Source organism: Sphaerotilus uruguayifluvii (assembly GCF_013294065.1).
GTDB lineage: Bacteria > Pseudomonadota > Gammaproteobacteria > Burkholderiales > Burkholderiaceae_C > Sphaerotilus > Sphaerotilus uruguayifluvii.
Genome location: NZ_JABSNM010000002.1, coordinates 155,180 through 179,645 on the forward strand (window position 1 = coordinate 155,180; position 24,466 = coordinate 179,645).

Sequence of the window (24,466 nt, forward strand, 5' to 3'; positions counted from 1 at the left end):
TCCCGCCGTCAGGCCGCGCTGGCCTTCTGTCGTGCCTCGGCCAGCGACAGCAGCGCGTGCACCGCCGCCACCACCAGCGTCGAGCCGCCCTTGCGGCCGCGGATGACGATCCACGGCACCTCGGCGACTTCGGCCATCAGGTCCTTGGACTCGGCCGCCGAGACGAAGCCCACCGGCATGCCGACCACCAGCGCCGGACGCACGCCCTCCTCGCGGATCAGCCGCACCAGCTCGATCAGCGCGGTCGGCGCGTTGCCGATGCCGACGATCGCGCCATCCAGACGCCCGAGCCGGTGCGCCTTGCGCATCGCCTGCACCGCGCGGGTGGTGTCCTCGGCCTGGGCCCGCGCGATCACGTCGGCGTCGCTGATGAACTGGTGCGTCGCCATGCCGAAGTGCGCCAGGCGCGGGCGCGACAGGCCGGAGCAGATCATCTCGACATCGGCCACCACCGGCGTGCCGCCGCGCAGCATGGCCTGCACGCCGGCCTCGACCGCGTCCGGGTGGAAGTCGGTCAGGCCGTTGAACTCGAAGTCGGCGTTGGCGTGGATCATGCGGCGCACGATCGGCCACTGCTCGGGCGTGTAGCGGTGCGCTCCCGCCTCGGCGTCGATGATGGCAAAGCTGTCGTGCTCGATCGCCTGGCCGGCGCGGGTGAGCTGCTCGGTGACGGTGTTGACGGTGCTCATGCCGGCAGGGCCTCCACCGGGTGCACGGGAATCACGGCCGGCGCCGGCGCATGGGCGTGCGCAGGCTGATGCGTGTGCTCGTGCGAGTGGCCGTGGCCCAGGTCGTGCGCGATCTCGCGGTAGCTGCAGCCGTCGCAGGGCAGGCGGCTGTCGGGCGTGCCGGCCTGCAGGTCGGCGACGCGCTGCTCCAGCAGCGCGAAGATTTCACCCTCGAAGCCGAAGTGCGTCGAGCAGGTGAAGCGGATCCGCGGATACTGCGCGCGCAGGTGCTCGACCTGGCGGTGGATGCGCTGCATCAGCGTGCCGGTGTAGAGGTAGTAGGGCAGCACGACGATCTGCGTCATGCCGATCAGCGCCTGGCGCTGCACCACCCGCTCCAGCCGCGGGAAGGTGATGCCGGTGAAGGCCAGATCGACCAGCTCGTGGTCGCCCTCCTCCTGCAGCCAGCGCGCCATCTTGGCCATGTCGCCGTTGGCGCCGCGGTCGGAGGAGCCGCGGCCGAGCAGGATCACGCCGGTCGTGGTCGGATCCGGCATGTCGAGCGCGTTCATCGCCTTGCGCAGCCGGCGCTTGAGGATCGCCAGGATCGGATCGCAGGCGGTCAGGTGCGGGCCGTAGAGGAATTCGGTGCCCGGGCAGTGCGCGCGGGCGTGCTCGATCGCCTCCGGGATCTCCATCTTCACGTGACCGGCGGCGTTCAGGATGAGCGGCAGCACCAGCACGCGGCGCGAGCCTTGCGCGGCGGCGATCAGGCCGTCGTGCAGCGAGGGCGGCGCGAACTCGATGAAGCAGACCTCGATGCGCCAGCCCGGCTGGCGCGCGCGCCACTGCGCGACGAACTCGCGGATCTCTTCGTTGCCGGATTCCTCACGCGAGCCGTGGCCGACCAGCAGGATGGTGTCGTGGGAAGCGGTCATGCCATTCATTGCGTTCATGCGGAAGCCTTGCGGAAGCGGTGGGTGAAGCCCGGGTCGTAGAGCTTCGACTTGACGAGGTCCGGCCAGTGGCGCGCGCCCAGCGTGGGGCTGGCGATGATCATGGCCTGACTGACGATGCCGGCGTCGCGGCAGCGCTGCTTGATGTCTGAGAGGGTGCCGCGCACGATGCGCTCCTCGCCCGGCCAGCTGGCCTTGTGGACGACGACGATGGGCGCGTCCTCCGGCCAGCCCGCCGCGCGCAGTCCGGCCTCGACCTTGTGCAGCAGCGTGATCGACAGGAAGATGCACAGCGTCGTGCGGTGTGCCGCCAGCGAGGCCAGGTCCTCGCCCGGCGGCATCGGCGTGCGGCCCTCGACGCGGGTGAAGATGACGCTCTGCGTCACCTCCGGCAGCGTGAAGCTCTCGACCGCCGCCGCCGCCGAGGCCATCGCCGACGACACGCCGGGCACGACGCGCACCGGCACGCCGGCGGCGTCGAGCGGCTGCACCAGCTCGATCAGCGCGCCGTAGAGCGCCGGGTCGCCCGTCTGCAGGCGCACCACCGTCTCGTGTGCGCCGGCCTGCGCGATCAGCCAGGCGGCCATCTGCGGCAGCGTCATCTCCTTGCTGTCGGCGATGACGCAGCCCGGCGGCGCCCAGCGGGTCGCGGCCTCGTTCACCAGCGAGCCGGCGAACAGGATCGCTCCGGCGCGCTCGATCAGCGCGCGGCCCTTGACGGTCAGCAGCTCCGAGTCTCCGGGGCCGGCGCCGACGAACCAGACGGTGCCGCTCATTCAGGCGCCCAGCGTCAGGCGCTCGTCCAGGCACAGGCGCGCCCAGCCCGCCTGACCCAGGCGACGGCTGCCACGCACCAGCGCGATGGTGAGCAGCGGCTCGACAGCCACCAGCGCCAGGTAGGACGCGGCGAACGCGGCCCAGTCGGCCAGCGCGGTGGCCTTCAGTCCCTGCGACAGCCAGAAGCCCACCATCAGCGTGACGCCGGCGTAGTAGGCGCCGTCGAGCTGCAGCATTCGGCCCGCCGACACCGCCTTCGGCGACAGCGTCCGGCCCAGCGTGTGGTGCACGGTCATCAGCGGCACGATCAGCGTCAGCGAATTGACCGCCAGATGCATCAGGTCCTGCGGCTCGAACAGCAGCCCTTGCGCCAGCAGCCCCAGCGCGAATCCGAACAGCGTCGGCAGGTAGCCGAACAGCAGGTAGATCGGCATCGCGCCGACCAGGTGCAGCTCGGACGGCCCCACCGGCAGGTGCCAGGCCTGCATCAGCACCGAGAAGAAGCCGCCCGCCAGCAGCGTGCGCAGCAGCAGCGCGGGGCGGCGCCACAGCGCCGGCGCGTGCGCCGACAGCAGCGCGCTGGCGGCGACGCCGGCGGCGCCGACGGTGGTCTGGGACAGGAAACCGGGTTCGATGTGCATCGGGAACTCTCCGTGGGCAAGGGTCAGGGAACGGTTCGTGGAACGGGAAACGGACAGGCAGGCGCGAGCCGGCCCGGCACGGGGCCGCCAGGGCTCCGCGCGGATCAGGTCAGGCGCGTCGGGAAGGAGGGCCTCAGCCGCCGGGCGGCGGCGTGGCCGGATCGAACAGCGCCGCGATCGCGCTCGGGTTCGACGGGAAGTAGAGGTGCAGGAAAGAGGCGTGCAGCCGGCCCAGACGCCAGACGGCCTCCGGGCGGCCGTGGTCGCGCTCGGCGCGGGTCTGGCCGACGGCGGGGAGCAGGCTCTCGAACAGGCCGTGGTGGAAGGTGTGGCCGCGCACCCGTCCCTCGGGCAGGTCGGCGGCGTGCATGCCGAGGTTGACCAGGCGCGGCTGCATGCGGCCCTCGCCCGGCAGCAGGCCCCACATCGCGGCGCGTCGACCGGCCAGATCGCTCAGGCCGTCCCCCAGCGCGAGCAGGCCGCCGCACTCGGCGACGATCGGCCGGCCGGCGGCGTGAAAGGCGCGGATCGTGTCGCGGCTGCGCGCTGCCGCCTCGAGCTCGTCCAGATGCAGCTCGGGATAGCCGCCGGGCAGGTAGAGCGCGTCGGCCTCGGCCGGCACGGGCTCGTCGGCCAGCGGCGAGAAGAAGACGACGCGCGCGCCGAGCTGCTCCAGCACGTCGACGTTGGCCGGGTACAGGAAGGCGAAGGCGTCGTCGCGGGCGATGGCCACCGTGCGGCCGGCCAGACGCCGCGGCGGGGTGTCGACCTCGACCGGCGCGATGAAGCGCACCGGCGCGGGCAGCGGCGGCGCGGCACGCGCGACCACGTCGGCCGCCGCCTCGAGCCGGCGCTCCAGGTCCGGCAGCTCGGCCGCCTGCACCAGGCCCAGGTGGCGCGAGGGCCACTCCAGCGCCTCGCTGCGCGGCAGCGCGCCGAACGCGGTCATGCCCGGCGGCAGGCTCTCGATGACCATGCGTGCATGGCCCTCGCTGCCCACCCGGTTGGCGATCACGCCGGCGAAGTCCAGCCCGGGCCGGTACAGCTTCAGCCCGAGCGCGATCGCGCCGAAGGTCTGCGCCATCGCGCCGGCGTCGATCACCGCCAGCACCGGCAGCCCGAGCCGCTCGGCCAGCGCCGCGCTCGAGGCGCTGCCGTCGTGCAGGCCCATCACGCCCTCGACCAGGATCAGGTCGACCTCGCCGGCGGCCTGCCACAGCAGTTCGCGGCAGTGGTCCTCGCCGCCCATGCCCAGGTCGAGCTGCCGGCACGGCGCGCCGCTGGCGTGCTCGTGCACCATCGGATCGATGAAGTCGGGTCCGGTCTTGAACACCCGCACCCGCAGGCCCTGGCGGCGCCAGTGGCGGGCCAGCGCGGCCGTCACCGTGGTCTTGCCCTGGCCGGAGGCCGGCGCGCTGACCAGCAGCGCGGGGCAGAGGCGGTCGGGCCGCCCGGAAGGAGTCTGTGTCGTCATGCCTGTCGGCCGCACGCCCCGTGCAGCTGTCGCGAGAGAATCGCTGGCGGCATCGGGCGGGGTCGGACGGAACAGGACCGGGGCCGGTCCTGCACGGGGCTGCGGCGCAGTCCCGTGTCGTCCGGTCGCCGCCCTCCGCGGTGCCAGTGCGCATGCTTCAGGCCGGTCTCCGGGCTCGCGAGCGCGGGAATCACCCTGTCGGGCGGTCCTGCCGATCGGGCCGCCTTCCCGGAACCGCAGCTCCAGTGGCATCGTGACCTGATCTTCTCTCGCTGACCGTTGCGGGGGCAGCGCCGGCTTTTCACCGGCTTCCCGTTTAAATCCGGACGTTCTTCACGAACCGGATCACCTGCAGCGGCGTGCAGTCTATCAGCTTCGGTGCCCCCCGCGCCAGTCCTGCGAGGTACCGGGACGGACACCGCAAAAGAACGGAAAAGCCCGGCAAATCCCTTCATGGCGTCGGGAATCTGCGTGATCGAATCACTGCGCCCTGCACACGACCTGCCGCCGTCGATGACCGGACGGAGTCGCTGTCCCCTCAGTCCAGAACATTCGGAGCCCGTCCATGGCGCTGGTGACCAAGCATCGAGAGACCGTTCATGAACCCGTGGCCGCCCCGGTCGTCGCACGCGGCGTGACCCGCGCGATGGCGCGCGACGCCGAGGCCGGCCGCAAGCGCGCGCGCACGCTGGCCAAGCAGCAGCAGGTCGCCGAGCGGGTGGCCAGCGCCTCGAGCCAGCTCTCGGCCGGCATCAACGAGGCGGCCTCCGCCGCCGAGGAGCTCAAGCGCGCGGCCGACCAGATCGCCAGCGGCGCCGAGGAAGCCTCGGGCGCGGCGCAGGAGTCGCTGGCCGCGATCACCCAGGTCAGCGGCTCGATCGGGCGCCAGCTCTCGGCGGTCGGCCTCTCGCGCAGCAAGGCCGACAGCATGCAGACGATGAGCGCGCGCATCGACACCGAGGTGCGCGCCACCATCGCCAACGTCACGCTGGCCGCGCGCCGCCAGGCCGAGTCGGTGCAGCGCGTGGCCGAGCTCGAGCGCCAGGCGGCCAACATCGGCGACATCGTCAAGGCGGTGGCCCGCATCGCCGACCAGACCAACCTGCTGGCCCTGAACGCCGCGATCGAGGCCGCGCGGGCCGGCCAGCACGGCAAGGGCTTCGCGGTGGTCGCCGACGAGGTGCGCACGCTGGCCGAGACCAGCGAGAAGAGCGCCAAGCAGATCCAGGACCTGGTCGGCCAGATCCAGGGCGAGGTCAAGGCCATCGCCGCCGGCATCAACCAGTCGTCCGAGACGATCGAGGGCGAGGTCGAGAAGGGCGAGCAGATCCTGCGCCAGCTCGACCGGGTGCGCCAGGATGCGGCCGACATCGTCGCCGGAGCCGGCGAGATTGCCGCCGCGGCCCAGCAGGCCAGCGTCGCCTCGCAGCAGGCGCTCAAGGGCGCCGAGCAGATCGCCGCGGCCGCCGCGCAGCAGTCCTCCGCCTGCGAGGAGGCCGCCAAGACGGTCGACGAGCAGAGCGCGGCGCTGTCCGAGTGCGAGCAGACCTCGCAGAACCTGTCGGAGATCGCCGACGAGCTGAAGAACTCATCGGACATCGGCAAGAGCGCCGAGGAAGTCGCCAGCGCCGCCGAGCAGCTCGCCGGCGCGGTGCAGGAGATCAACCGCTCGGCTTCGCAGATCATGGTCGCGCTTGACGAGATCCGCAAGGGCGCGCAGACCCAGGCCTCGGCCACCGCCGAGTCCGCCGCGGCGATCACGCAGATCGAGCGTGGCGCGCAGATCGCCTCCGAGCGCGCTCAGAGAGCGCGCGAGCGCTCCGGCGCCATCCGCACGCTGATGGGCCAGAACAAGGCGATGATCGACGGGCTGGTCACCAGCATTTCCGACAGCGTCTCGGCCACCCGCACCAGCCTGCAGCAGATCAAGGAGCTCGAGCTGGTCAGCCGCAAGATCGACAAGATCGTCGACGCGATCACGCAGGTCTCGATCCAGACCAACATGCTGGCGGTCAACGGCTCGATCGAGGCGGCGCGCGCCGGCGAGTACGGCAAGGGCTTCGTCGTCGTGGCCACCGACATCCGCAACCTCGCGCACGACTCGGCCGAGAACGCCGACCGCATCAAGGACCTGGTCAAGGGCATCCAGGACCAGATCGCCACCGTCGGCCGCGACCTGGGCGAGATCGCCGCGGCCGCGCTGGCCGAGGTCGACAAGACCCGCTCGATCACCAGCAACCTGGTGACGATGGAGGCCGACGTCAACGAGGTCGAGAAGGGCAACGTCGAGGCCTACGACTCGGCGCAGCAGATCGTCGCCGCGCTGTCGCAGGTCAAGGTCGCGGTCGACCAGGTCTCGGCCGCGGCCCAGCAGGCCGAGAAGGCCGCCGAGCAGGCCTCGACCGCGGCGCGCCAGCAGTCGCAGGGCGCCGAGGAGCTCTCCGCCGCGATCGAGGAGATCGCCTCGCTGGCCGACGAGCTGCAGAGCAACTGAGATGGACGGCCTCCACACGGCCGCCGGCGGCGAGGCGGCGCACGCGGCCGGGCAGACCCGGCAGTTCGTCACCTTCAGCGTGGCCGGCGAGATGTTCGCGGTGCCGATGGCGCCGGTGCAGGAGATCATCCGGGTTCCGGACGTCGCGCGCATGCCGCTGACGCCGCCGGCGCTCGAGGGGCTGGCCAACCTGCGCGGCCGGGTGCTGCCGATCATCAGCCTGCGCCGGCTGTTCGGCACGCCGGAGCGCGACAACGACGACGCCACCCGCGCGCTGGTCATCCACATCGGCCAGTCGCTGGGCTTCGTCGTCGACCGGGTGGCCAGCGTCATCAGCGTCGATGCCAGCGAGATCGAGCCGGCCAACGCGGTGCAGTCGGTGGTCCAGACCCGCTGCCTGACCGGCGTGATCCGGCGCGATCCCGCCGACGGACGCGGCAGCCACCACGACCTGCTGCTGATCCTGGACTTCGAGCAGCTGGTGCAGGCGCACCTGACCCGGATGCTGTCGCCGCGCGACGGGACCGGATCGGGCGGCACCGGCCACACCAGCCCCGGCGACGTGCACGAGGCCGGCAACGGCACCGAGCCGGCCAGCGACGAGCTGCGCCTGGTCAGCTTCACCGTCGCCCGTCAGGAATACGCGCTGGACATCGCCGACGTGCAGGAGATCGTCCAGGTGCCGGACACCATCACCGCCGTGCCGGGTGCGCCCGGCCATGTGCTGGGCCTGATCTCGCTGCGCCGCCGGCTGCTGCCGCTGGTGAGCCTGCGATCGCTGTTCGCGCTGGCCGACGCCGAGCTCGACGAGCACCACCGCATCGTCGTCGTCGCCTTGCCGGGCGGCGGCCAGATCGGCCTGGTCACCGACACCGTCAAGGAAGTGCTCAGCGTGCCGCGCAGCCAGGCCGACACCATGCCCGGCATCCTGGCACGCGACGCCGACCTGCAGGAGTTCTCCGCGATCTGCAGGCTCGACGGTGGCCGCCGCCTGGTCTCGATCATCGCCACCGACCGGCTGCTCGGCCTCGACGGCGTGCGCGAAGCCCTGCAGATGGGGATCGGGAGCCCTTCAGAGTCGGCCGACGACGCCGATTCCCTCCACAGCCCGGACAGCCGCACCATGGACAGCATGCAGCAGCACCATCCCGACGACGATGACGCCCAGGTCGTCATCTTCCGCCTCGGCGCCGAGGAGTTCGGCGTGCCGATCATGAGCGTGCAGGAGATCGTCCGCCTGCCCGAGACGCTCACGCGCGTGCCGCGCACGCCCGACTTCGTCGAGGGCGTGATCAATCTGCGCGGCACGGTGCTGCCGGTCATCGACCAGCGCCGCCGCCTCGGCATGGCAGCGATCGAGCGCAACGACCGCCAGCGCATCATGGTGTTCACGCTCGGCGGCCTGCGCACCGGCTTCATCGTCGACTCGGTGGCCGAGGTGCTGCGCATCCCGCGGCAGAACATCGCGCCGGCGCCGCAGCTCTCCGACGAGCAGATCCGCCTGATCGGCCGGGTCGCGCGGCTCGACGGCGACCGCCGCCTGGTGCTGCTGATCGACCCGACCCAGCTGCTGGCCGCGCGCGAGATGCGGGCGATGGAGGATCTCGATCCTCCGGCCCTGGAATCGGCGCCCCCGTCGCTGGCCCGTGCCGCCTGAGGAGAGTGCCCGACCATGCCCGGCAAGGTTCTCGTCGTCGATGATTCGGCGCTGATGCGCCGGCTGCTGTCGGCCGTGCTGACGCAGGCCGGCTGGAGCGTCGCCACCGCCCGCAACGGACGCGAGGGCGTCGAGCAGCTGCTCGAGTGGCAGCCCGATGTCGTCACGCTCGACATCAACATGCCCGAGATGGACGGGCTGACCGCGCTGTCGCTGATGATGCAGGCGCGGCCCACCCCGATCGTCATGGTCTCGTCGCTGACCGAGAAGGGCGCGCAGGCCACGATGGAGGCGCTGGCGCTCGGCGCGGTCGACTTCATCGCCAAGCCGGGCGGCACCATCTCGCTGAGCATCGACGACATCCAGGCGCTGCTGCTGGAGAAGGTGCGCACCGCCGCGCGCACCCGGCTGCGGCCGAGCCGGCCGGCGGCGGCCATGCCCGCACCGGTGCAGCGCGCCCCGCGCCCCGCGCCGGCACGGCCTGCCCCCGCGAGCCCGGGCCCGAGCGCGCCCGCCTCCATATCCGCACCGGCACCAGCCGCCGCGCAGCGCAGCAGCGCGAGCCGCTGCCCGGGGCTGGTGCTGATCGGCATCTCCACCGGCGGCCCGCGCACGCTCGAGGACGTGCTGCCGCAGCTGCCGGCCGACTTTCCCTGGCCGGTGCTGGTGGCGCAGCACATGCCGCCGAACTTCACGCTGGCCTTCGCGCAGCGCATGGACCGCATGTGCGCGCTGGAGGTGGTCGAGGTCGGCGAGCCGATGCCGCTGGAGCCCGGGCGCATCCACATCGGCCGCGGCGGCACCGACCTGGTCGTGGTCGAGCGGCTCGGGCGCCTGGTCGCGCAGCCCCGGCCCGAGTCGCCGGGCCATCCCTGGCACCCGTCGGCCGACGTGATGGTCGAGAGCGCGATGCGGGTGCTGCCGGCCTCGCAGATCGTGGGCGTGCTGATGACGGGCATGGGCTTCGATGGCGCCCAGGCGATGGCCACGCTGAAGGCCCGCGGCGGCCGCACGATCGCCGAGGCCGAGTCGAGCTGCGTCGTCTTCGGCATGCCCTCCGAGCTGATCCAGCGCGGCGGAGCCAGCCTCGTGCTGCCCAGCCACGAGGTCGCCCGGCAGCTGCGTCACTGGGTGCAGCGTGCCGGCTGACCCGCCTTCATTCATCGATGCACGGCCCGAGGCCGCAGGGGACATCGCATGGGACTGAGAAAGAGCAACACGCCGGAGCCGCTGCGCGAGGTCGTCGACCGCGGCTTCCCGCGCCATGTCGACGGCCTGATCGCGCAGCTGCGCGGCGGCGACGCCGAGCAGCGCCGCTGGGCGGTGCGCGATCTGGGCACGCATCCGCTGGCCGCCGCCGCGCTCGGCGCCCAGCTGCTGGTCGAGCGGGATGCGGCGGTGCGCGAGGCCATCTTCCTCGCGCTGGGCACGATGGCCAGCGACGAGGCGGTCGGCGCACTGCTGCCGCTGCTGCGCAGCGAGGACGCCCGGCTGCGCAATGGCGCCATCGAGGTGCTGTCGGGGCTGCCGAAGGTGGTGGGCCCGCGCATCTCGGCGCTGCTGCTCGACGCCGACGCGGACGTGCGCATCTTCACCGTCAACCTGCTGGGCGAGCTGCGCCACGAGCAGGTGACGCAGTGGCTGCAGCAGGTGCTGCTGGCCGACCGGGAGGTCAATGTCGTGGCCGCCGCCATCGAGGTCATGGCCGAGACCGGCCAGCCCGAGCACATCGATGCGCTGCGCGAGACGCGCCGGCGCTTCGCCGACGATCCCTTCATCGGCTTCGCGGTCGATGTGGCGATCGAGCGCATCCGGGCCTCATGACGATGCCCGCCCCCGCGAAGGACAGGCCGATGAAAGCCGCCACCGCCCCCGCGATCGTCCAGCCGACGATCAGCGACGCGGACTTCCTGAAGTTCCGCGAGTTCTTCTATCGCAAGACCGGCATCCACTTCGAGGAGAACAAGCGCTACTTCGTCGACAAGCGCCTGATCGAGCGCATCGAGGCCACCGGCGCCGGCAACTTCCGCGCCTACTTCATCGCGCTGCGCTTCGAGGCCGACGGCCGCGAGCTGCAGCAGCTGGTCAACACGATGACGGTCAACGAGACCTACTTCTTCCGCGAGGCCTACCAGTTCGACTGCCTGGTCGGCGACATGCTCGAGGAAGTGATCCGGCACAAGCGCAAGGGCTCGCGCATCCGGATCTGGTCGATCCCGTCGTCGACCGGCGAGGAGCCCTACTCGATCGCGATCTACCTGCTCGAGCGCTGGCGCCACATCGACGACTACGAGGTCGAGATCCTGTCCTCCGACATCGACACCACGGTGCTGGCCGCGGCCGAGCGCGGCATCTATTCCGCCCGCTCGGTGGCCAACCTGCCCCGCCACTATCTCGACAAGTACTTCCGGCGGCTGTCCGACAACGAGTTCCAGATCTCGCGCGACCTGGTCGCGGCGGTCGACTTCAGTCGCGTCAACCTCAGCGACGCGGCCGACACCCGGCGTTTCCGCGACATCGACGTGATCTTCTGCCGCAACCTGCTGATCTATTTCGACGACCTGTCGCGCCGCCTCGCCGCCGAGGCGATGTACGACGCGCTCAACCCCGGCGGCTTCGTCTGCCTGGGCCACTCGGAATCGATGAGCCGCATCTCCTCGCTCTATGCCGTGCGCCGGTTCCCGGACGCGATGGTCTACCAGAAACCCCTCCCCGGAGACCGCCCATGAAGCACATCCTCGTGGTCGACGATGCCGCGACCGTGCGCATGTACCACCGCAAGATGCTCGGCGATGCCGGCTGGAGCGTCGACGAGGCCGTCAACGGCCTGGAAGCCCTCGAGCGCGTGCTCGCCCGACCGGCCGGCCAGGCCTACGACCTGTACGTCGTCGACGTCAACATGCCCAAGATGGACGGCTACACGCTGGTGCGCGAGCTGCGCCGGCTGCCCCAGACGGCGCAGCGGCCGGTGCTGATGGTGTCGACCGAGGCGCAGATGCATGACGCGGCGGCGGCCGAGGAGGCCGGCGCCAACGGCTATCTCGTCAAGCCGGCACGCCCGCGCGAGCTGGTGCTGACGGCCGCGCTGATGATGGGCGATGTCGAGACGGCACGCCGCGTCGCGGCCGGCCGCATGCAGGGGGTCAGCGCATGAACTCGACCGAGCTCCTGGAACAGTTCATCCTCGAGGCCCGCGAATGCCTCGAGCGCATCGGCCAGCGCCTGCTCGACGTCGAGAAGGCCCCGGGCAACGCCGAGCTGCTCAACGACCTGTTCCGGCAGGTCCACACGCTCAAGGGCAACTGCGGCCTGTTCGAGTTCAAGGCCCTGGAGCGGGTGGTGCATGCCGGCGAGGACCTGCTCGACCGGGTGCGCAACGGCGATCTCGCCTACGGCCCCGACATCGCCGACACCCTGCTCGAGGCGATGGACTTCACCGCCGAGCTGATCGACGCGATCGAGGCACGCGGCGCCATGCCGGAGCAGGCCGACGAGCGTGCCGGCCCGATCGCGCAGCGGCTGCGCCAGCACCTGTCGCCGTCGTCGGCCGTGGCGGCCCGGCCCGCCACGCCGCCTGCGCAGGCGCCGATCCCGACAGCCCCGAGCGTGGCGCCCGAGCCGCCGCAGGCCCCCGCGCTGCCGGCCTGGGTGATGCAGGTGCCGGAGGCCGCACGCCAGGCCGGACGCGTGGCGCTGCGCTACCAGCCCGAGCCGGAATGCTTCTTCAAGGGCGAGGACCCCTGGCACCACGCCCGGCTGACCCCGGGTCTGCGCCACCTCTCGGTCTCGGCACGCCAGCCCTGGCCGGACGCCGCGGACTTCGACTGCTACGCCTGCAACCTCGACCTGCTCATCGTCAGCGAGGCCCCGCAGGCCGAGGTGCAGGCCCATTTCCGCTACGTGCCCGAACAGATCGACCTGCTGGTGCTGCCGGCACCGGCCGCCACCGCGGAAACGGTCGCCCGCGAGAGCGGCCGCCGCCACGACGAAGCCGAGGCCGACCGTGCCCCGCCGGCACCGGCCGGACCGGGCTCCGCCGCCGAGGAGCAGGAGGCCCTGATGCTGCGCCGGCTGCAGCAGATCTGGGACGACCAGTCGCGTCTGCTCGGACGCGCCGGCGTGGCCGCGGGAACGGTCGCCGCAGCGCGCACGACGCTGCAGCATCTGCTGTCCTGCCTGGACGACGACAGCGCCCGCGCCGCGCATGCCTCGCTGCAGCAGCTGCCGCCGGGACCGGCGCCGCTGCTGCAGTGGTCGCGCCAGCACCGGCCGGGCGTGCCCGACGGCGACAGCCTGCCGGCGCTGCCGGCCGCACCGGAATCGACCGGTTCCGCCGGCGGCCCGGGCGCGACGCCCTCCGCGCGCGGCCTGCCCGCCCCGTCGGGCGCGGACGAGCCGGCCTCGCCCGAGCGCGGGCAGAAGGTGCTGAAGGTCTCGCAGGACAAGATCGACCGGCTGATGGAGCTGATCGGCGAGATGGTGGTGGCCAAGAACGCCCTGCCCTATCTGGCGACCCGCGCCGAGACCGTCTTCCAGCAGCGCGAGCTGGCCCGCGAGATCAAGGCGCAGTACTCGGTGATCAACCGCATCGCCGAGGACATGCAGCACGCGATCATGCAGGTGCGCATGCTGCCGGTCGGGATCATCTTCCAGCGTTTCGGCCGGCTGGTGCGCGACATCGGCAAGAAGCTCGGCAAGGACGTCTCGCTGGTGGTGGAGGGCGAGGAGACCGAGGCCGACAAGAACGTCATCGAGTCGCTGGCCGACCCGCTGATCCACATCCTGCGCAACAGCCTGGACCACGGGCTGGAGACGCCCGACGTGCGCGTGGCCAGCGGCAAGCCGCCGCAGGGCGTGCTGCGCGTCTCGGCGCGCCAGGAAGGCGACCGCGTCGTGCTGACGATCAGCGACGACGGCGCCGGCATCGACACCGAACGGGTGCGGGCCAAGGCGGTCGAGCGCGGCCTGATCCCGGCCGACCGCGCCTCCTCGCTCAGCGACGTGGAAGCGGTGCAGCTGGTCTTCCTGCCGGGCTTCTCCACGGCCGAGTCGATCTCCGACCTGTCGGGGCGCGGCGTCGGCATGGACGTGGTGCGCACCGCGGTCGAGCGCATCAACGGCCAGGTCGAGCTCGAGAGCGAGCGCGGCCGCGGCACCACGGTGCGGCTGACGCTGCCGCTGTCGATGGCGGTGACCAACGTGATGATGATCGAGGCCGGCGGGCGCCACTTCGGCGTGCCGATGGACCTGATCGTCGAGACGGTGCGGGTGCCGGCCGAGGACATCCACCACTTCAAGCGCTCGCAGACGACGGTGCTGCGCGGGCGCATCGTGCCGCTGCGCGCGCTGGCCGACATGCTCGGCCTGGACGTGCCGCCGCGGCCGAATGCCGACGGCGAGCTGGCGGTGCTGGTGGTCCGGCTCGGCAACGAGAACATCGGCCTGCTGGTCGACAACTTCCACGGCACCTCCGACATCATCCTCAAGCCGCTCGAGGGCGTGCTGGCGGGCATCACCGGCTTCGCCGGCACCGCGCTGATGGGCGACGGCAGCGTGCTGATGATCCTCAACCCGAAGGAGCTGGTCTGATGGGCATCCGATACCTGAAGAAATCCGTCACGCTGCAGGGCCGGATCAGCGCCGAAGAGGCGGAAGAGCTGCAGCAGTGGCTCAAGTCTCAGCCCCGGGCGTCCGTCAACGTGGGCAGGTGCGAGCACATGCACGCGGCGGTGCTGCAGGTTCTGCTGGCCCTGCGTCCCCGGGTGACGGGCACGCCGGCCGACCCCTGGCTGCAGGCCGCGCTGGCACCGCGACCGCAGGCCGCGGCCTGAGGCGCCACCGTCAGGCGCTCCTTCCACGAAACCACGGGATATCCCGATGAAACACGTCTTTCTGGTCGACGACTCCGCCACGATGCTGATGAGCCTGAAGGGCACGCTGGAGATGAGCGGCTTCAAGGTCGACACTGCCGGCGACGGCCAGGCGGCGCTGGACCGCATCAAGACCGGTCTGAAGCCCGACCTGATCATCACCGACATCAACATGCCCCGCATGGACGGCATCCAGCTGATCCGTGAAGCACGCAAGCTGCTGCGCTTCACGCCGATCCTGGCGCTGACCACCGAGAGCCAGCAGGGCAAGCGCGACGAGGCCAAGAAGAACGGCGCCACCGGCTGGCTGGTCAAGCCGGTCGGCGGCTCCGACCTGGTCAAGGTCATCCGGCAGGTGCTGCCCGGCGCCTGAGCGGGCCGGCAGCGGTCAAGGCAAGCAGCGCGAGTCCCCGATGAACGAGAGCACGGACCCGAACACGACGGCCGCCCCGACGGCGGCCTGGCGCAGGATCAACGCGCGCCATGCCGCGCTGGCCGGCCTGGGCGCGCTGGCCCTGGGCATTCACCTGGCCTGGCCCGAAGCCCTGGATACCGGAACCAGCATGGTCCTGGTCGGCGGCCTGCTGGCCGGCCATGCGATCGGACGCTGGTCGGGCACGGCGTCCCTGATGCGCAAGGACCGTGCCGCACACGTCATCGCCCAGGACATCGGCACGCTGCGGCAGGCCTTCGGCATCCTCGAGGCCCAGGTGAAGGCCACGATCAAGACCTCCGAGGATGCGGTCATGTCGATGATGCAGCGCATGCAGCGCGTGCATGCCACCGTCATCCAGCTGCACGAGCGGGTCAACCAGGCCGTCGGCCGCTCGCACACGCTGTCGGCCGACACGCTGTCGAACGCCGGACGCCACACCGCGGCCGTCAGCGCGCTGGCCGAGCACCAGAAGGTGTTCGAACAGGCCCGCGACGAGAACCGCCTGCGCGTGCGCGCGGTGGCCGACCAGGTCCGCCAGCTCACGCCGCTGGCCGAGCTGATCACCAACATCTCGCGCCAGACCAATCTGCTGGCGATCAATGCCTCGATCGAGGCGGCGCGTGCCGGCCAGGAAGGCGCCGGCTTCAAGGTGGTCGCCGCCGAGGTGCGCAATCTCTCGACCCAGACGGCCGAGGCCGCGCAGAAGATCACCGAAGGCATCGCGCATGCGGCCGAGCAGATCGACCTGCAGGCCGCAGCACGCGGCAGCAGCGAGGACACGGGACAGCCGGGTGCGACCAGCACCGCCGAGCAGCTCGACGAGATCGCACGCCACATCGAGGAGATGAGCAGCACGCTCGGCGATGTCGTGCCCTATCTCGGCGACCTGTCGACCAGCATGGACTCGACCATCCGCACGATGACGCAGGACGTCATCGACACGCTCGGCGACATGCAGTTCCAGGACATCAACCGCCAGATGCTCGAGCAGGTCAACATGGCACTGGTCGGCATGGCGGGACATTTCTCCCAGCTCTACGAACTGCTCGACGGCGACGCACCGCCCCCGCCGATCCAGCTCGAGCAGCTCATCACCCGCTGGACCGAGAACTACGTGATGCACAGCCAGCGCAAGGCCCATGCTCAGGCCACGGGTGCCCCGGGTTCCGCGCAGGTGGCCCCGAAGGCCGCTCTGGCCGCGGTCAGCGAGCCGGCCGGCCCCAAGATCGAGCTGTTCTGACCCCGCAGCCTGGAGCGAACGATGCAGACCATCCTGGTGGTGGAGGACTCGGTGACCATGCGCCAGAGTCTCCAGAACACGCTCGAGATGAGCGGCTATGCGGTCGTGCTCGCGCCGGAAGGCCAGTCGGCGCTGGCGCGGCTGCAGTCAGGGCTGAAGCCCGACCTGATCATCACCGACATCAACATGCCGTGCATGGACGGCATCTCCTTCATCGCGGAAGCGCGCAAGCTGCTGCGCTTCACGCCGATTCTGGCGCTGACGACCCGCGACCAGCAGGCCAAGCGCGAGCAGGCCAAGCACATCGGCGCCACCGGCTGGCTCATCAAGCCGGTCGGGGGCAGCGAGCTGATCCGGCTGATCCGGCCGCTCCTGCCCCCGAAGGATGGCGGAGGACAGGCCCCCGCATGAGACCCGTCGCGTTCAGCCGCGGCGGTTGCGCTGGCGGTACTGGTCGGCGACCACCGCGGCGACGATGATCGCGCCCTTGACCATCTCCTGGTAGTAGGCGTCGATGCGGATGAAGGTGAAGCCCGAGGTCATCACGCCCAGGATCAGCACGCCGATCACGGTGCCGGTCACGCGGCCCAGGCCGCCGTTGAGCGAGGTGCCGCCGATCACGACCGCGGCGATCGCGTCGAGCTCGTACATCACGCCCATGCCGGACTGGCCCGAGACGGCGCGCGCGGCGGTCACGGTGCCGGCGATGCCCGACAGCAGGCCGGCGATCGTGTAGATCCAGATCAGGTGGCGGTTGACGTTGATGCCCGAGACGCGCGCAGCCTGGCGGTTGGCGCCGATGGCGTAGGTGAACTTGCCGAAGCGGGTGTAGCGCAGCACGACGTGGAAGATCGCCGCGATCACCAGGAAGATGATCACCGGGTTGGCGCCGGCGCCGATCCAGGCGAAGTCGTCGGTCAGCATCGACACCGGCATGCCGTTGGTGAACCACTTGGCGAAGCCGCGCGCCGCCACCATCGTGCCCAGCGTGGCGATGAAGGGCGGGATGCCGGTGAAAGCGATCAGCGAGCCGTTGAGCACGCCCACGAGCACGCCCACCACCGCACCGGCGAGCACCGGCCAGATGATCGGCAGGTCGGTGAGCTGCGGGAAGATCGCGCGGGGGAAGTCGCTGACCTGCGCCAGGCTGGCCGAGACCACCGCGGCGGCGGCCACCACCGAGCCCGAGGACAGGTCGATGCCGCTGGTGATGATCACCAGGTTGACGCCGACGGCGATGATGCCGATCACCGCCATCTGCAGGATGATGATCTGCAGGCGCTCGGCGTTCATCAGGAAGCTCTGGCCGTTGACCCACCAGCCCAGGGCCTCGAACAGCAGGCAGATGCCCACCAGCACCAGGAAGATGCTCAGCTCGGGCGGCCACTTGCGCTTGGCCGGCTTGAAGATCATCGACTGTGCGCCGACAGTCGCGTTGGTGCTTGCCATGAAGGTCTCCGCTTCGGTGATTTCGTTGATGTTCGTGTGCCGGGAATTCAGCGCGAGGCCAGGTCCATGATGGTCACCTGGTCGGCCTGCGCGCGGTCGACGATGCCGGTCATGCGGCCCTCGTGCATGACCATGACCCGGTCGCTCATGCCGAGCACCTCGGGCATTTCCGAGGAGATCATCAGCACCGCCACCCCCTCGCCGGCGAGCCGGCTCACCAGCCGGTGGATCTCGGCCTTGGCGCCGACGTCGATGCCGCGCGTCGGCTCGTCGAGGATCAGGATCTTCGGACGGGTCAGCAGCCAGCGCCCGATCAGCACCTTCTGCTGGTTGCCGCCCGACAGGTTCTGGATGACTTCCTGCAGGCTGGGCGTCTTCACGCGCAGCGTGCGGCTCATCTCCTCGCAGTCGCGCCTGAGCTGTGCCTCCTGCACGAAGCCGAACTTCACGTAGCGGTCGTGCAGCACGGCCGTCTCCATGTTGGAGAGGATGTCCAGGATCAGGAAGCAGCCGGTGTCCTTGCGGTCTTCGGTCAGGAAGGCCATGCCGTGCTTCATCGCGGCGGCGGGCGAATCGATCTTCACCGTCTCGCCGCGGATCGCGATCGAGCCGCCGGTGGCCGGCACCACGCCGAACAGCGCCTCGGCCACGTTGGAGCGGCCCGAGCCCACCAGGCCGGCCAGGCCCAGGATCTCGCCGGCGCGCAGGTCGAAGCTCACGCCCTCGAAGATGCCGTCGACCTTCAGGTCCTTGACCGACAGGACCACGTCGCCGATCGGCACCTCTTCCTTGGGGAACATCTGCGTGATCTCGCGGCCGACCATCATGCGGATGATGTCGTCGCGGGTCACGTCCTTCGAGGCGTGCGTGCCGATGTACTTGCCGTCGCGGAACACCGAGAACTCGTCGGCGATCTCGAACAGCTCGTTCATCTTGTGGGTGATGTAGACGATGCCCTTGCCCTGGCTGCGCAGCTGCCGAATGATGCGGAACAGGTGCGCGACCTCCTTGTCGGTCAGCGCCGAGGTCGGTTCGTCCATGATCAGGACGTCCGAATCGAAGGACACCGCCTTGGCGATCTCCACCATCTGGCGGCTGGCGATCGACAGGCTCTGCACCTCGAGCTCGGGGTCGAGATCGATGGCCAGGCGGTCGAACAGCGCCTGGGTGCGCCGGCGCATCTCGGCGTGGTCCACCAGGCCGAGGCGGTTCTTCGGCTCGCGGCGGATCCAGATGTTCTCCGCGATCGTCATGAAGGGCATCAGGTTGAGTTCCTGATGGATCATCGCGATGCCGTGGTCCAGCGCGTCGAGCGGGCCGCGCAGCGTGACCGGCTGCCCCTTGAGCCGGATCTCGCCCTCGTCGGGAATGTAGACGCCGGCGATGATCTTCATCAGCGTCGACTTGCCCGCGCCGTTCTCGCCCATCAGCGCGTGGACGGTGCCGGCGCGCAGGCTGAACTGCACGTTGTCGAGCGCGAGCACCCCCGGAAAGGCCTTGCGGATGCCCTGGATCGCCAGCAGCGGCGGCACGGCGGAGGAGGCGGCCGCATCGGGCCGCTCGACGGTGGCGGTGTCGGACATCGAGGTCTCGCGGAATTCGGATCGTTGGAAAGGTCCGGCAGGCCCGGGGCGGACCTGCGGGCATCGGCGCGTCAGCGCATCAGTTCTTGCCCGAGTACTTGCTCAGGTTCTCCGGCGTGACCAGCTCGAAGGGCACGTTGACGAAGCGCTCGACCGGCTGCTTCTTGATCAGCTTGAGCGCGGCGTCGACCGAGCCCGAGCCCTGGCCGGCGGCGTTCTGGAACACCGTGACCTTCAGCTCGCCGGCCTTCATCGAGGCCAGCGCGTCAGGGGTGGCGTCGATGCCACCGACGATGCTCTGCGGCGTCCACTTCTTCGAGGCCTTCAGCGCGTTGATCGCGCCCAGCGCCATCTCGTCGTTGTTGGCGATGATCGCGTCGAACTTGGTGCCCGACGACAGCCAGTTGGTGGTGATGTCCTGGGCGGCGGTGCGACTCCACTTGCCCTCGCGCTTGTCGGCGATCTTGATGCCCGAGCACTCCTTGGTCTTCAGCACATCCTCGATGTCCTGGGTGCGGGTGCGCGCCGCCTCGTTGGAGAGCTCGCCCATCAGCACCAGCACCGTGCCCTTGCCGCCCAGCATCTTGCAGATGTGCTGGGTCTGCAGCGTGCCCGAGACCTTCTCGTCGGAGGCGACGAAGGCCACGCCGGCAGGCAGCTTGGCGAAGTCGGCCGGCTTGCGGTTGACGTAGATCAGCGGGATCTTGGCGTCGGTCACCATCTTGGTGATCTTCGGCGTCACGTCGGTGTCGACCGGGTTGACGATGATCGCGTCGAACTTCTGCGCGATCATGTTCTGGATCTGGCTGAGCTGCTTGCCCACGTCGTTGCCGGCGTCCTCGAGCTGGGCCGAGGCGCCCGCCTTCTTGGCGGAATCGTTGATGCCGTTGCGCAGGATGGTCAGGAAGGTGTCGTCGAAGGCCGCCATCGTCACGCCGATCTTCTGGGCGTGGGCCATCGGGGTGGCCAGGGTGCTCGCGATCGCGGCGGCCATCAGCATCTTCTTCATCTCTGTCTCCTCTTCGAAGTCGGCGCCGTCGGCGCCATCCGGTTGGGTGGGTGAGCTCGTGACCGGCCTGTGTCGCGGCGCGGACCCGACTTGTGCTGTCTGCGGGCATCGCGCCGTCTGTCCGGCACGGTGGCAACTGTAGCTTCAAGCACTCAAATTTTGGAAACGCATTTCTAAGTGAATACACCTAAGGAATTGATTTTCCGTCTCTCCTAGACTGGGCGCCAACTTCCGCACAAGCGTTCGCACTTGCCTTCGCAGCCACCGCGCTGCCTCCATCACGGGCCGGACATTTCCATGAGCATCCTGAACTTCCCCGCCGGGCGCCGCATCGACCTGGCCTGCCTGGGCCGCGTCGCGGTCGACCTGTACGCGCAGCAATTCGGCAGCCGCCTGGAGGACGCACGCAGCTTCCAGATGTACCTGGGCGGCTCCTCGGGCAACGTCGCGTTCGGCGTGGCGCGCCTGGGCCTGAGGACCGCCATGGTCTCGCGCGTCGGCAACGACCAGATGGGCAACTTCCTGCGCGAGACGCTCGAGCGCGAGGGCTGCGACACGTCGGCGCTGCAGACCGATCCCGAGCGCCTGACCGCGCTGGTGCTGCTGGGCCTGAAGGACCGCGACACCTTCCCGCTGCTGTTCGTGCGCGAGAACTGCGCCGACATGGCGGTGCGCGCCGACGAGATCCGCGAGGACTTCATCGCCGACTGCCGCGCGCTGGCCCTGACCGGCACGCACCTGTCCACGCCGACCACCCGCGAGGCGGCGCTGACCGCGCTGGGCTACGCGAAGAAGCACGGCACGGTGCGCATCCTCGACATCGACTACCGCCCGGTGCTGTGGGGCCTGACCTCGCGTGGCGCCGGCGAGAACCGCTACGTGCCCGACGCGCGCGTCACGCAGCAGCTCCAGCAGGTGCTGGGCGAGTTCGACCTGCTGGTCGGCACGGAAGAGGAATTCCTGATCGCCGGCGGCATGCCGGACGACCTGATGGCCTGCCTGCGCGCGGTGCGTGCGGTGTCGCAGGCGGTGCTGGTGGTCAAGCGCGGCGCGCTGGGCTGCTGCGTCATCGAGGGCGACATTCCAGCCGAGATCGACCACGCGCCGACCTTCCGCGGCGAGCGCGTCGAGGTGCTCAACGTGCTGGGCGCCGGCGACGCCTTCCTGTCGGGCCTGCTGGCGAGCCTGCTGCGCGGCCAGGACTGGGCGGAGGCCACCCGCACCGCCAACGCCTGCGGCGCCATCGTCGTCTCGCGCCACGCCTGCTCGGCGGCGATGCCCACGCCGGCGGAGCTGGCGCACTGGTTCTCCGGCAGCCGCAACCCCAAGGTCGACGCCGACCAGGATCTGGCGCATCTGCACCGGGTCACGCCGGCGCGCGCGGTCTGGGACGAGCTGTGCGTGATGGCCTTCGACCACCGCAGCCAGTTCTACGACCTGGCGCGCGAGGCCGGCGCCGACGAGTCGAAGATCCCGGCGCTGAAGGGTCTGCTGGTGAAGGCGGCCGAGCAGGTGGAAGCCAGCCACCAGCTCCAGGGCCACACCGGCGTGCTGATCGACGGCGGCGACTATGGGCAAGACGCGCTGGCCGCCGCCACCGGCCGCGGCTGGTGGGTGGGCCGACCGGTCGAGCTGCCGGGCTCTCGCCCCCTGCGCTTCGACGGCACCCGCTCGGTCGGCTCGGCGCTGATCCACTGGCCGACCGAGCAGGTCGTCAAGTGCCTGATCCACTACCACCCGGACGACGCGGTCGACCTGCGCCTGGAGCAGGAGCAGCGCGTGCTCGAGCTGTGGGAAGCCACCCGCGAGAGCGGCAACGAGCTGCTGCTGGAGATCATTCCCCCGAAGGCGATGACGGCCGCCGGCACCGAGGACGAGGCGGTGCTGCGCGCGGTCAAGCGCTTCTACAACCTGGGCGTCAAGCCGGAATGGTGGAAGCTCGCGCCGATGAGCCCCGAGGGCTGGACCCGCCTGGCCGCGCTGGTGGCCGAGCGCGATCCGCACTGCCGCGGCGCCGTCATCCTGGGCCTGAACCAGCCGCTGCAGTACCTGGCCGACAGCTTCGCGCTGGCGACCAACCCGATCGTCAAGGGCTTCATGGTCGGGCGCACGCTGTGGGTCGAGGCCTCGCTGAAGTGGTTCGCCGGCCAGATCGACGACGCGGCCTTCATCGACGAGGTGGCGCGCAACTTCGCCACGCTGGTCGAGGCCTGGAAGCGCCGCCACGACGGCCGCAGCGCAGCCGCCGCCTGAGTGCTGCAACACGCCACCGTTGCCTGCTGATCCCCCGAATTTTCTACCGAGATCCATGATGGACAGGAAGACCGTGAGACTGACCGTGGCCCAGGCGCTGGTGCGCTACCTGGCCGCGCTGAAGGCGGAAGTCACCCAGCCCGACGGCCGCACCGAGGTGCTGCCCTACTGCGGGGGCGTGTTCTCGATCTTCGGCCACGGCAACGTGGCCGGTCTGGGCGAGGCGCTGCAGGCCGAGAAGGAGGTGCTGCCCACCTTCCGCGCCCACAACGAGCAGGGCATGGCCAACGCGGCCATCGCCTACGCCAAGACGAACTTCCGCCAGCGCATCATGGCGGTGACCTCCAGCATCGGCCCCGGCGCCACCAACATGGTGACGTCGGCCGCGCTGGCGCATGTGGCGCGCCTGCCGCTGCTGCTGCTGCCGGGCGATGTCTTCAACTCGCGCCTGCCGGACCCGGTGCTGCAGCAGGTCGAGAGCTTCGAGCAGGGCGATGTCAGCGCCAACGACTGCTTCCGCCCGGTCACCCGCTACTTCGACCGCATCACCACGCCCGAGCAGCTGCTGGTGGCGCTGCCGCGGGCCATCCAGGTGATGACCGACCCGGCCCAGTGCGGCCCGGTCTGCCTGGCGCTGCCGCAGGACGTGCAGACCTTCGCCCACGACTGGCCGGAGGACTTCTTCCAGCCCGAGGTAATCCGCTTCCGCCGCCCGCCGGCCGAAGCGCGCGAACTGGCCGCGGCCGCCGAGCTGCTGAAGTCGGCGAAGAAGCCGCTGATCGTCGCCGGCGGCGGCGTGCTCTACAGCCAGGCCTGGGCCGAGCTGGCCGCCTTCGCCGAGGCGCACGGCATCCCGGTGGCCGAGTCGCAGGCCGGCAAGGGCAGCCTGGGCTGGAGCCACCCGCTCAATCTGGGCTCGATCGGCGTGACCGGCTCGCCGGCGGCCAACCGCCTGGCCGAGGACTGCGACGTGGTCTTCGCCATCGGCACCCGGCTGCAGGACTTCACCACCGGCTCGCACGCGCTCTTCGCCCACGCCAAGCTGCTGAGCCTGAACGTGCAGCCCTTCGACGCCGGCAAGAAGCGCGGCCGCATGCTGGTGGCCGACGCCCGCGACGGCCTGGCCCAGCTCGGCGCCGCGCTGGGCGCCTGGACGGCCGACACCGCCTGGACCGCGCAGGCCCGCGATCTGGCCGCCGGCTGGGTGGCCCGCGTGACCGAGCTGACGCTGAACACGCCCGCCGCCGGCACCCTGCCCTACGACGCCGAGGTGATCGGCGCGGTGCGCGAGTCCGCGGCCGACATCGGGCTGGACTCGGGCACCAGCGACATCGTCGTCTGCGCCGCCGGCACCCTCCCCGCCGAGCTGCACAAGCTCTGGCGCTCGGGCACGCCGGGCAACTACCACATGGACTATGCCTATTCGTGCATGGGCTACGAGGTCGCCGGCGGCCTGGGCGCCAAGATGGCCCGCCCCGAGCGCGAGGTGATCGTCATGGTCGGCGACGGCTCCTACATGATGCTCAACAACGAGCTGGCCACCTCGGTCATGCTCGGCCGCAAGATCATCGTCGTGCTGCTGGACAACCGCGGCTACGGCTGCATCGAGCGGCTGCAGGTCAAGTCCGGGGGCGCCAGCTTCAACAACATGCTCGACGACTGCATCCCCGAGGGCGGCGTGCCCTCGGCGATCGACTTCGCGATGAACGGCCGCTCGCTCGGCGCCGAGGCCGTGCATGTGAAGGACGTGGCCGAGCTGCGCCGGGAAATGGCCCGCGCGCGCCGCGCCACCCGCAGCCAGGTGCTGGTGATCGACACCACGCACCACCGCACCACCGGCGACGGCGGCGCCTGGTGGGAGGTCGCCGTCCCGCAGGTCTCGCAGCGCCCCGAGGTCGAGGCCGCGCACGCCCGCTACCTCGAGGCCAAGAAGAAGCAGTTCAACTGAGCTGCCGGCCC

General features: G+C 70.6%; 21 protein-coding genes and 1 riboswitch. Of the genes, 13 read left to right on the forward strand and 8 right to left on the reverse strand.

Going from position 1 to position 24,466, the window contains the following annotated elements:
* Positions 1 to 8 precede the first annotated feature (8 nt).
* From HNQ01_RS03050 to HNQ01_RS03070, 5 genes are all read right to left on the reverse strand, one after another.
* Positions 9 to 689: a precorrin-8X methylmutase gene (locus HNQ01_RS03050; protein ID WP_173803858.1), complete on the reverse strand. Its 681-nt coding sequence runs from the start codon at positions 687 to 689 to the stop codon at positions 9 to 11.
* Positions 686 to 1,624: a sirohydrochlorin chelatase gene (locus tag HNQ01_RS03055; RefSeq protein ID WP_286180429.1), complete on the reverse strand. Its 939-nt coding sequence runs from the start codon at positions 1,622 to 1,624 to the stop codon at positions 686 to 688. The genes HNQ01_RS03050 and HNQ01_RS03055 overlap by 4 nt, the downstream gene beginning before the upstream one ends.
* Positions 1,621 to 2,400, reverse strand: coding sequence for a precorrin-4 C(11)-methyltransferase (cobM, locus tag HNQ01_RS03060; RefSeq protein WP_173803859.1), 780 nt, complete (start codon positions 2,398 to 2,400; stop codon positions 1,621 to 1,623). Before cobM ends, HNQ01_RS03055 begins: the two co-directional genes overlap by 4 nt.
* Positions 2,401 to 3,042 (reverse strand): energy-coupling factor ABC transporter permease, encoded by a 642-nt coding sequence (locus HNQ01_RS03065; RefSeq protein WP_173803860.1) that lies wholly within the window; start codon positions 3,040 to 3,042, stop codon positions 2,401 to 2,403.
* A 133-nt stretch (positions 3,043 to 3,175) separates the two neighbouring features.
* Entirely contained in the window at positions 3,176 to 4,516 is a 1,341-nt protein-coding gene (locus tag HNQ01_RS03070; RefSeq protein WP_173803861.1) for a cobyrinic acid a,c-diamide synthase CobB, read from the reverse strand.
* A gap of 142 nt (positions 4,517 to 4,658) precedes the next feature.
* Positions 4,659 to 4,884, reverse strand: a riboswitch (cobalamin riboswitch).
* Positions 4,885 to 5,081: 197 nt separating this feature from the next.
* Here HNQ01_RS03070 and HNQ01_RS03075 point away from each other — a divergent pair.
* From HNQ01_RS03075 to HNQ01_RS03125, 11 genes are read left to right on the forward strand one after another with little or no spacing between them, the layout of a single operon-like run.
* On the forward strand, positions 5,082 to 7,010 hold the full coding sequence (locus HNQ01_RS03075) for a methyl-accepting chemotaxis protein (RefSeq protein ID WP_173803862.1): 1,929 nt from the start codon (positions 5,082 to 5,084) through the stop codon (positions 7,008 to 7,010).
* A 1-nt stretch (position 7,011) separates the two neighbouring features.
* Positions 7,012 to 8,667 carry a chemotaxis protein CheW gene (locus tag HNQ01_RS03080; RefSeq protein WP_173803863.1) on the forward strand — a complete coding sequence of 552 codons (1,656 nt, stop codon included), beginning with the start codon at positions 7,012 to 7,014 and terminating at the stop codon, positions 8,665 to 8,667.
* A gap of 15 nt (positions 8,668 to 8,682) precedes the next feature.
* On the forward strand, positions 8,683 to 9,816 hold the full coding sequence (gene cheB / locus HNQ01_RS03085; protein WP_173803864.1) for a chemotaxis-specific protein-glutamate methyltransferase CheB: 1,134 nt from the start codon (positions 8,683 to 8,685) through the stop codon (positions 9,814 to 9,816).
* A 48-nt stretch (positions 9,817 to 9,864) separates the two neighbouring features.
* Positions 9,865 to 10,491 carry a HEAT repeat domain-containing protein gene (locus HNQ01_RS03090; protein WP_286180430.1) on the forward strand — a complete coding sequence of 209 codons (627 nt, stop codon included), beginning with the start codon at positions 9,865 to 9,867 and terminating at the stop codon, positions 10,489 to 10,491.
* A gap of 29 nt (positions 10,492 to 10,520) precedes the next feature.
* Entirely contained in the window at positions 10,521 to 11,396 is an 876-nt protein-coding gene (locus HNQ01_RS03095; protein ID WP_173803865.1) for a CheR family methyltransferase, read from the forward strand.
* Positions 11,393 to 11,821, forward strand: coding sequence for a response regulator (locus HNQ01_RS03100; RefSeq protein ID WP_173803866.1), 429 nt, complete (start codon positions 11,393 to 11,395; stop codon positions 11,819 to 11,821). Before HNQ01_RS03095 ends, HNQ01_RS03100 begins: the two co-directional genes overlap by 4 nt.
* On the forward strand, positions 11,818 to 14,256 hold the full coding sequence (locus HNQ01_RS03105) for a chemotaxis protein CheA (RefSeq protein ID WP_173803867.1): 2,439 nt from the start codon (positions 11,818 to 11,820) through the stop codon (positions 14,254 to 14,256). Before HNQ01_RS03100 ends, HNQ01_RS03105 begins: the two co-directional genes overlap by 4 nt.
* Positions 14,256 to 14,498, forward strand: coding sequence for a hypothetical protein (locus tag HNQ01_RS03110; RefSeq protein WP_173803868.1), 243 nt, complete (start codon positions 14,256 to 14,258; stop codon positions 14,496 to 14,498). The genes HNQ01_RS03105 and HNQ01_RS03110 overlap by 1 nt, the downstream gene beginning before the upstream one ends.
* Positions 14,499 to 14,544: 46 nt before the next feature.
* Positions 14,545 to 14,910: a response regulator gene (locus HNQ01_RS03115; protein ID WP_173803869.1), complete on the forward strand. Its 366-nt coding sequence runs from the start codon at positions 14,545 to 14,547 to the stop codon at positions 14,908 to 14,910.
* A gap of 40 nt (positions 14,911 to 14,950) precedes the next feature.
* Positions 14,951 to 16,213 carry a methyl-accepting chemotaxis protein gene (locus tag HNQ01_RS03120; protein WP_173803870.1) on the forward strand — a complete coding sequence of 421 codons (1,263 nt, stop codon included), beginning with the start codon at positions 14,951 to 14,953 and terminating at the stop codon, positions 16,211 to 16,213.
* Positions 16,214 to 16,234: 21 nt separating this feature from the next.
* Entirely contained in the window at positions 16,235 to 16,624 is a 390-nt protein-coding gene (locus HNQ01_RS03125) for a response regulator (protein ID WP_173803871.1), read from the forward strand.
* A gap of 12 nt (positions 16,625 to 16,636) precedes the next feature.
* Here HNQ01_RS03125 and HNQ01_RS03130 read toward each other — a convergent pair whose 3' ends face one another.
* The 3 genes from HNQ01_RS03130 to HNQ01_RS03140 all read right to left on the reverse strand — a co-directional run bounded on the left by HNQ01_RS03130 (position 16,637) and on the right by HNQ01_RS03140 (position 20,254).
* Entirely contained in the window at positions 16,637 to 17,662 is a 1,026-nt protein-coding gene (locus tag HNQ01_RS03130) for an ABC transporter permease (protein WP_173803872.1), read from the reverse strand.
* A gap of 47 nt (positions 17,663 to 17,709) precedes the next feature.
* On the reverse strand, positions 17,710 to 19,245 hold the full coding sequence (locus tag HNQ01_RS03135; RefSeq protein WP_173803873.1) for a sugar ABC transporter ATP-binding protein: 1,536 nt from the start codon (positions 19,243 to 19,245) through the stop codon (positions 17,710 to 17,712).
* A gap of 79 nt (positions 19,246 to 19,324) precedes the next feature.
* Positions 19,325 to 20,254 carry a sugar ABC transporter substrate-binding protein gene (locus tag HNQ01_RS03140; RefSeq protein ID WP_173803874.1) on the reverse strand — a complete coding sequence of 310 codons (930 nt, stop codon included), beginning with the start codon at positions 20,252 to 20,254 and terminating at the stop codon, positions 19,325 to 19,327.
* A gap of 297 nt (positions 20,255 to 20,551) precedes the next feature.
* Between HNQ01_RS03140 and HNQ01_RS03145 the strand changes: the two genes are divergently transcribed.
* Positions 20,552 to 22,507: a bifunctional 5-dehydro-2-deoxygluconokinase/5-dehydro-2-deoxyphosphogluconate aldolase gene (locus HNQ01_RS03145; protein ID WP_173803875.1), complete on the forward strand. Its 1,956-nt coding sequence runs from the start codon at positions 20,552 to 20,554 to the stop codon at positions 22,505 to 22,507.
* 58 nt (positions 22,508 to 22,565) lie between these two features.
* Positions 22,566 to 24,455 (forward strand): 3D-(3,5/4)-trihydroxycyclohexane-1,2-dione acylhydrolase (decyclizing), encoded by a 1,890-nt coding sequence (iolD, locus tag HNQ01_RS03150; protein WP_173803876.1) that lies wholly within the window; start codon positions 22,566 to 22,568, stop codon positions 24,453 to 24,455.
* The last annotated feature ends 11 nt before the right edge of the window (positions 24,456 to 24,466 follow it).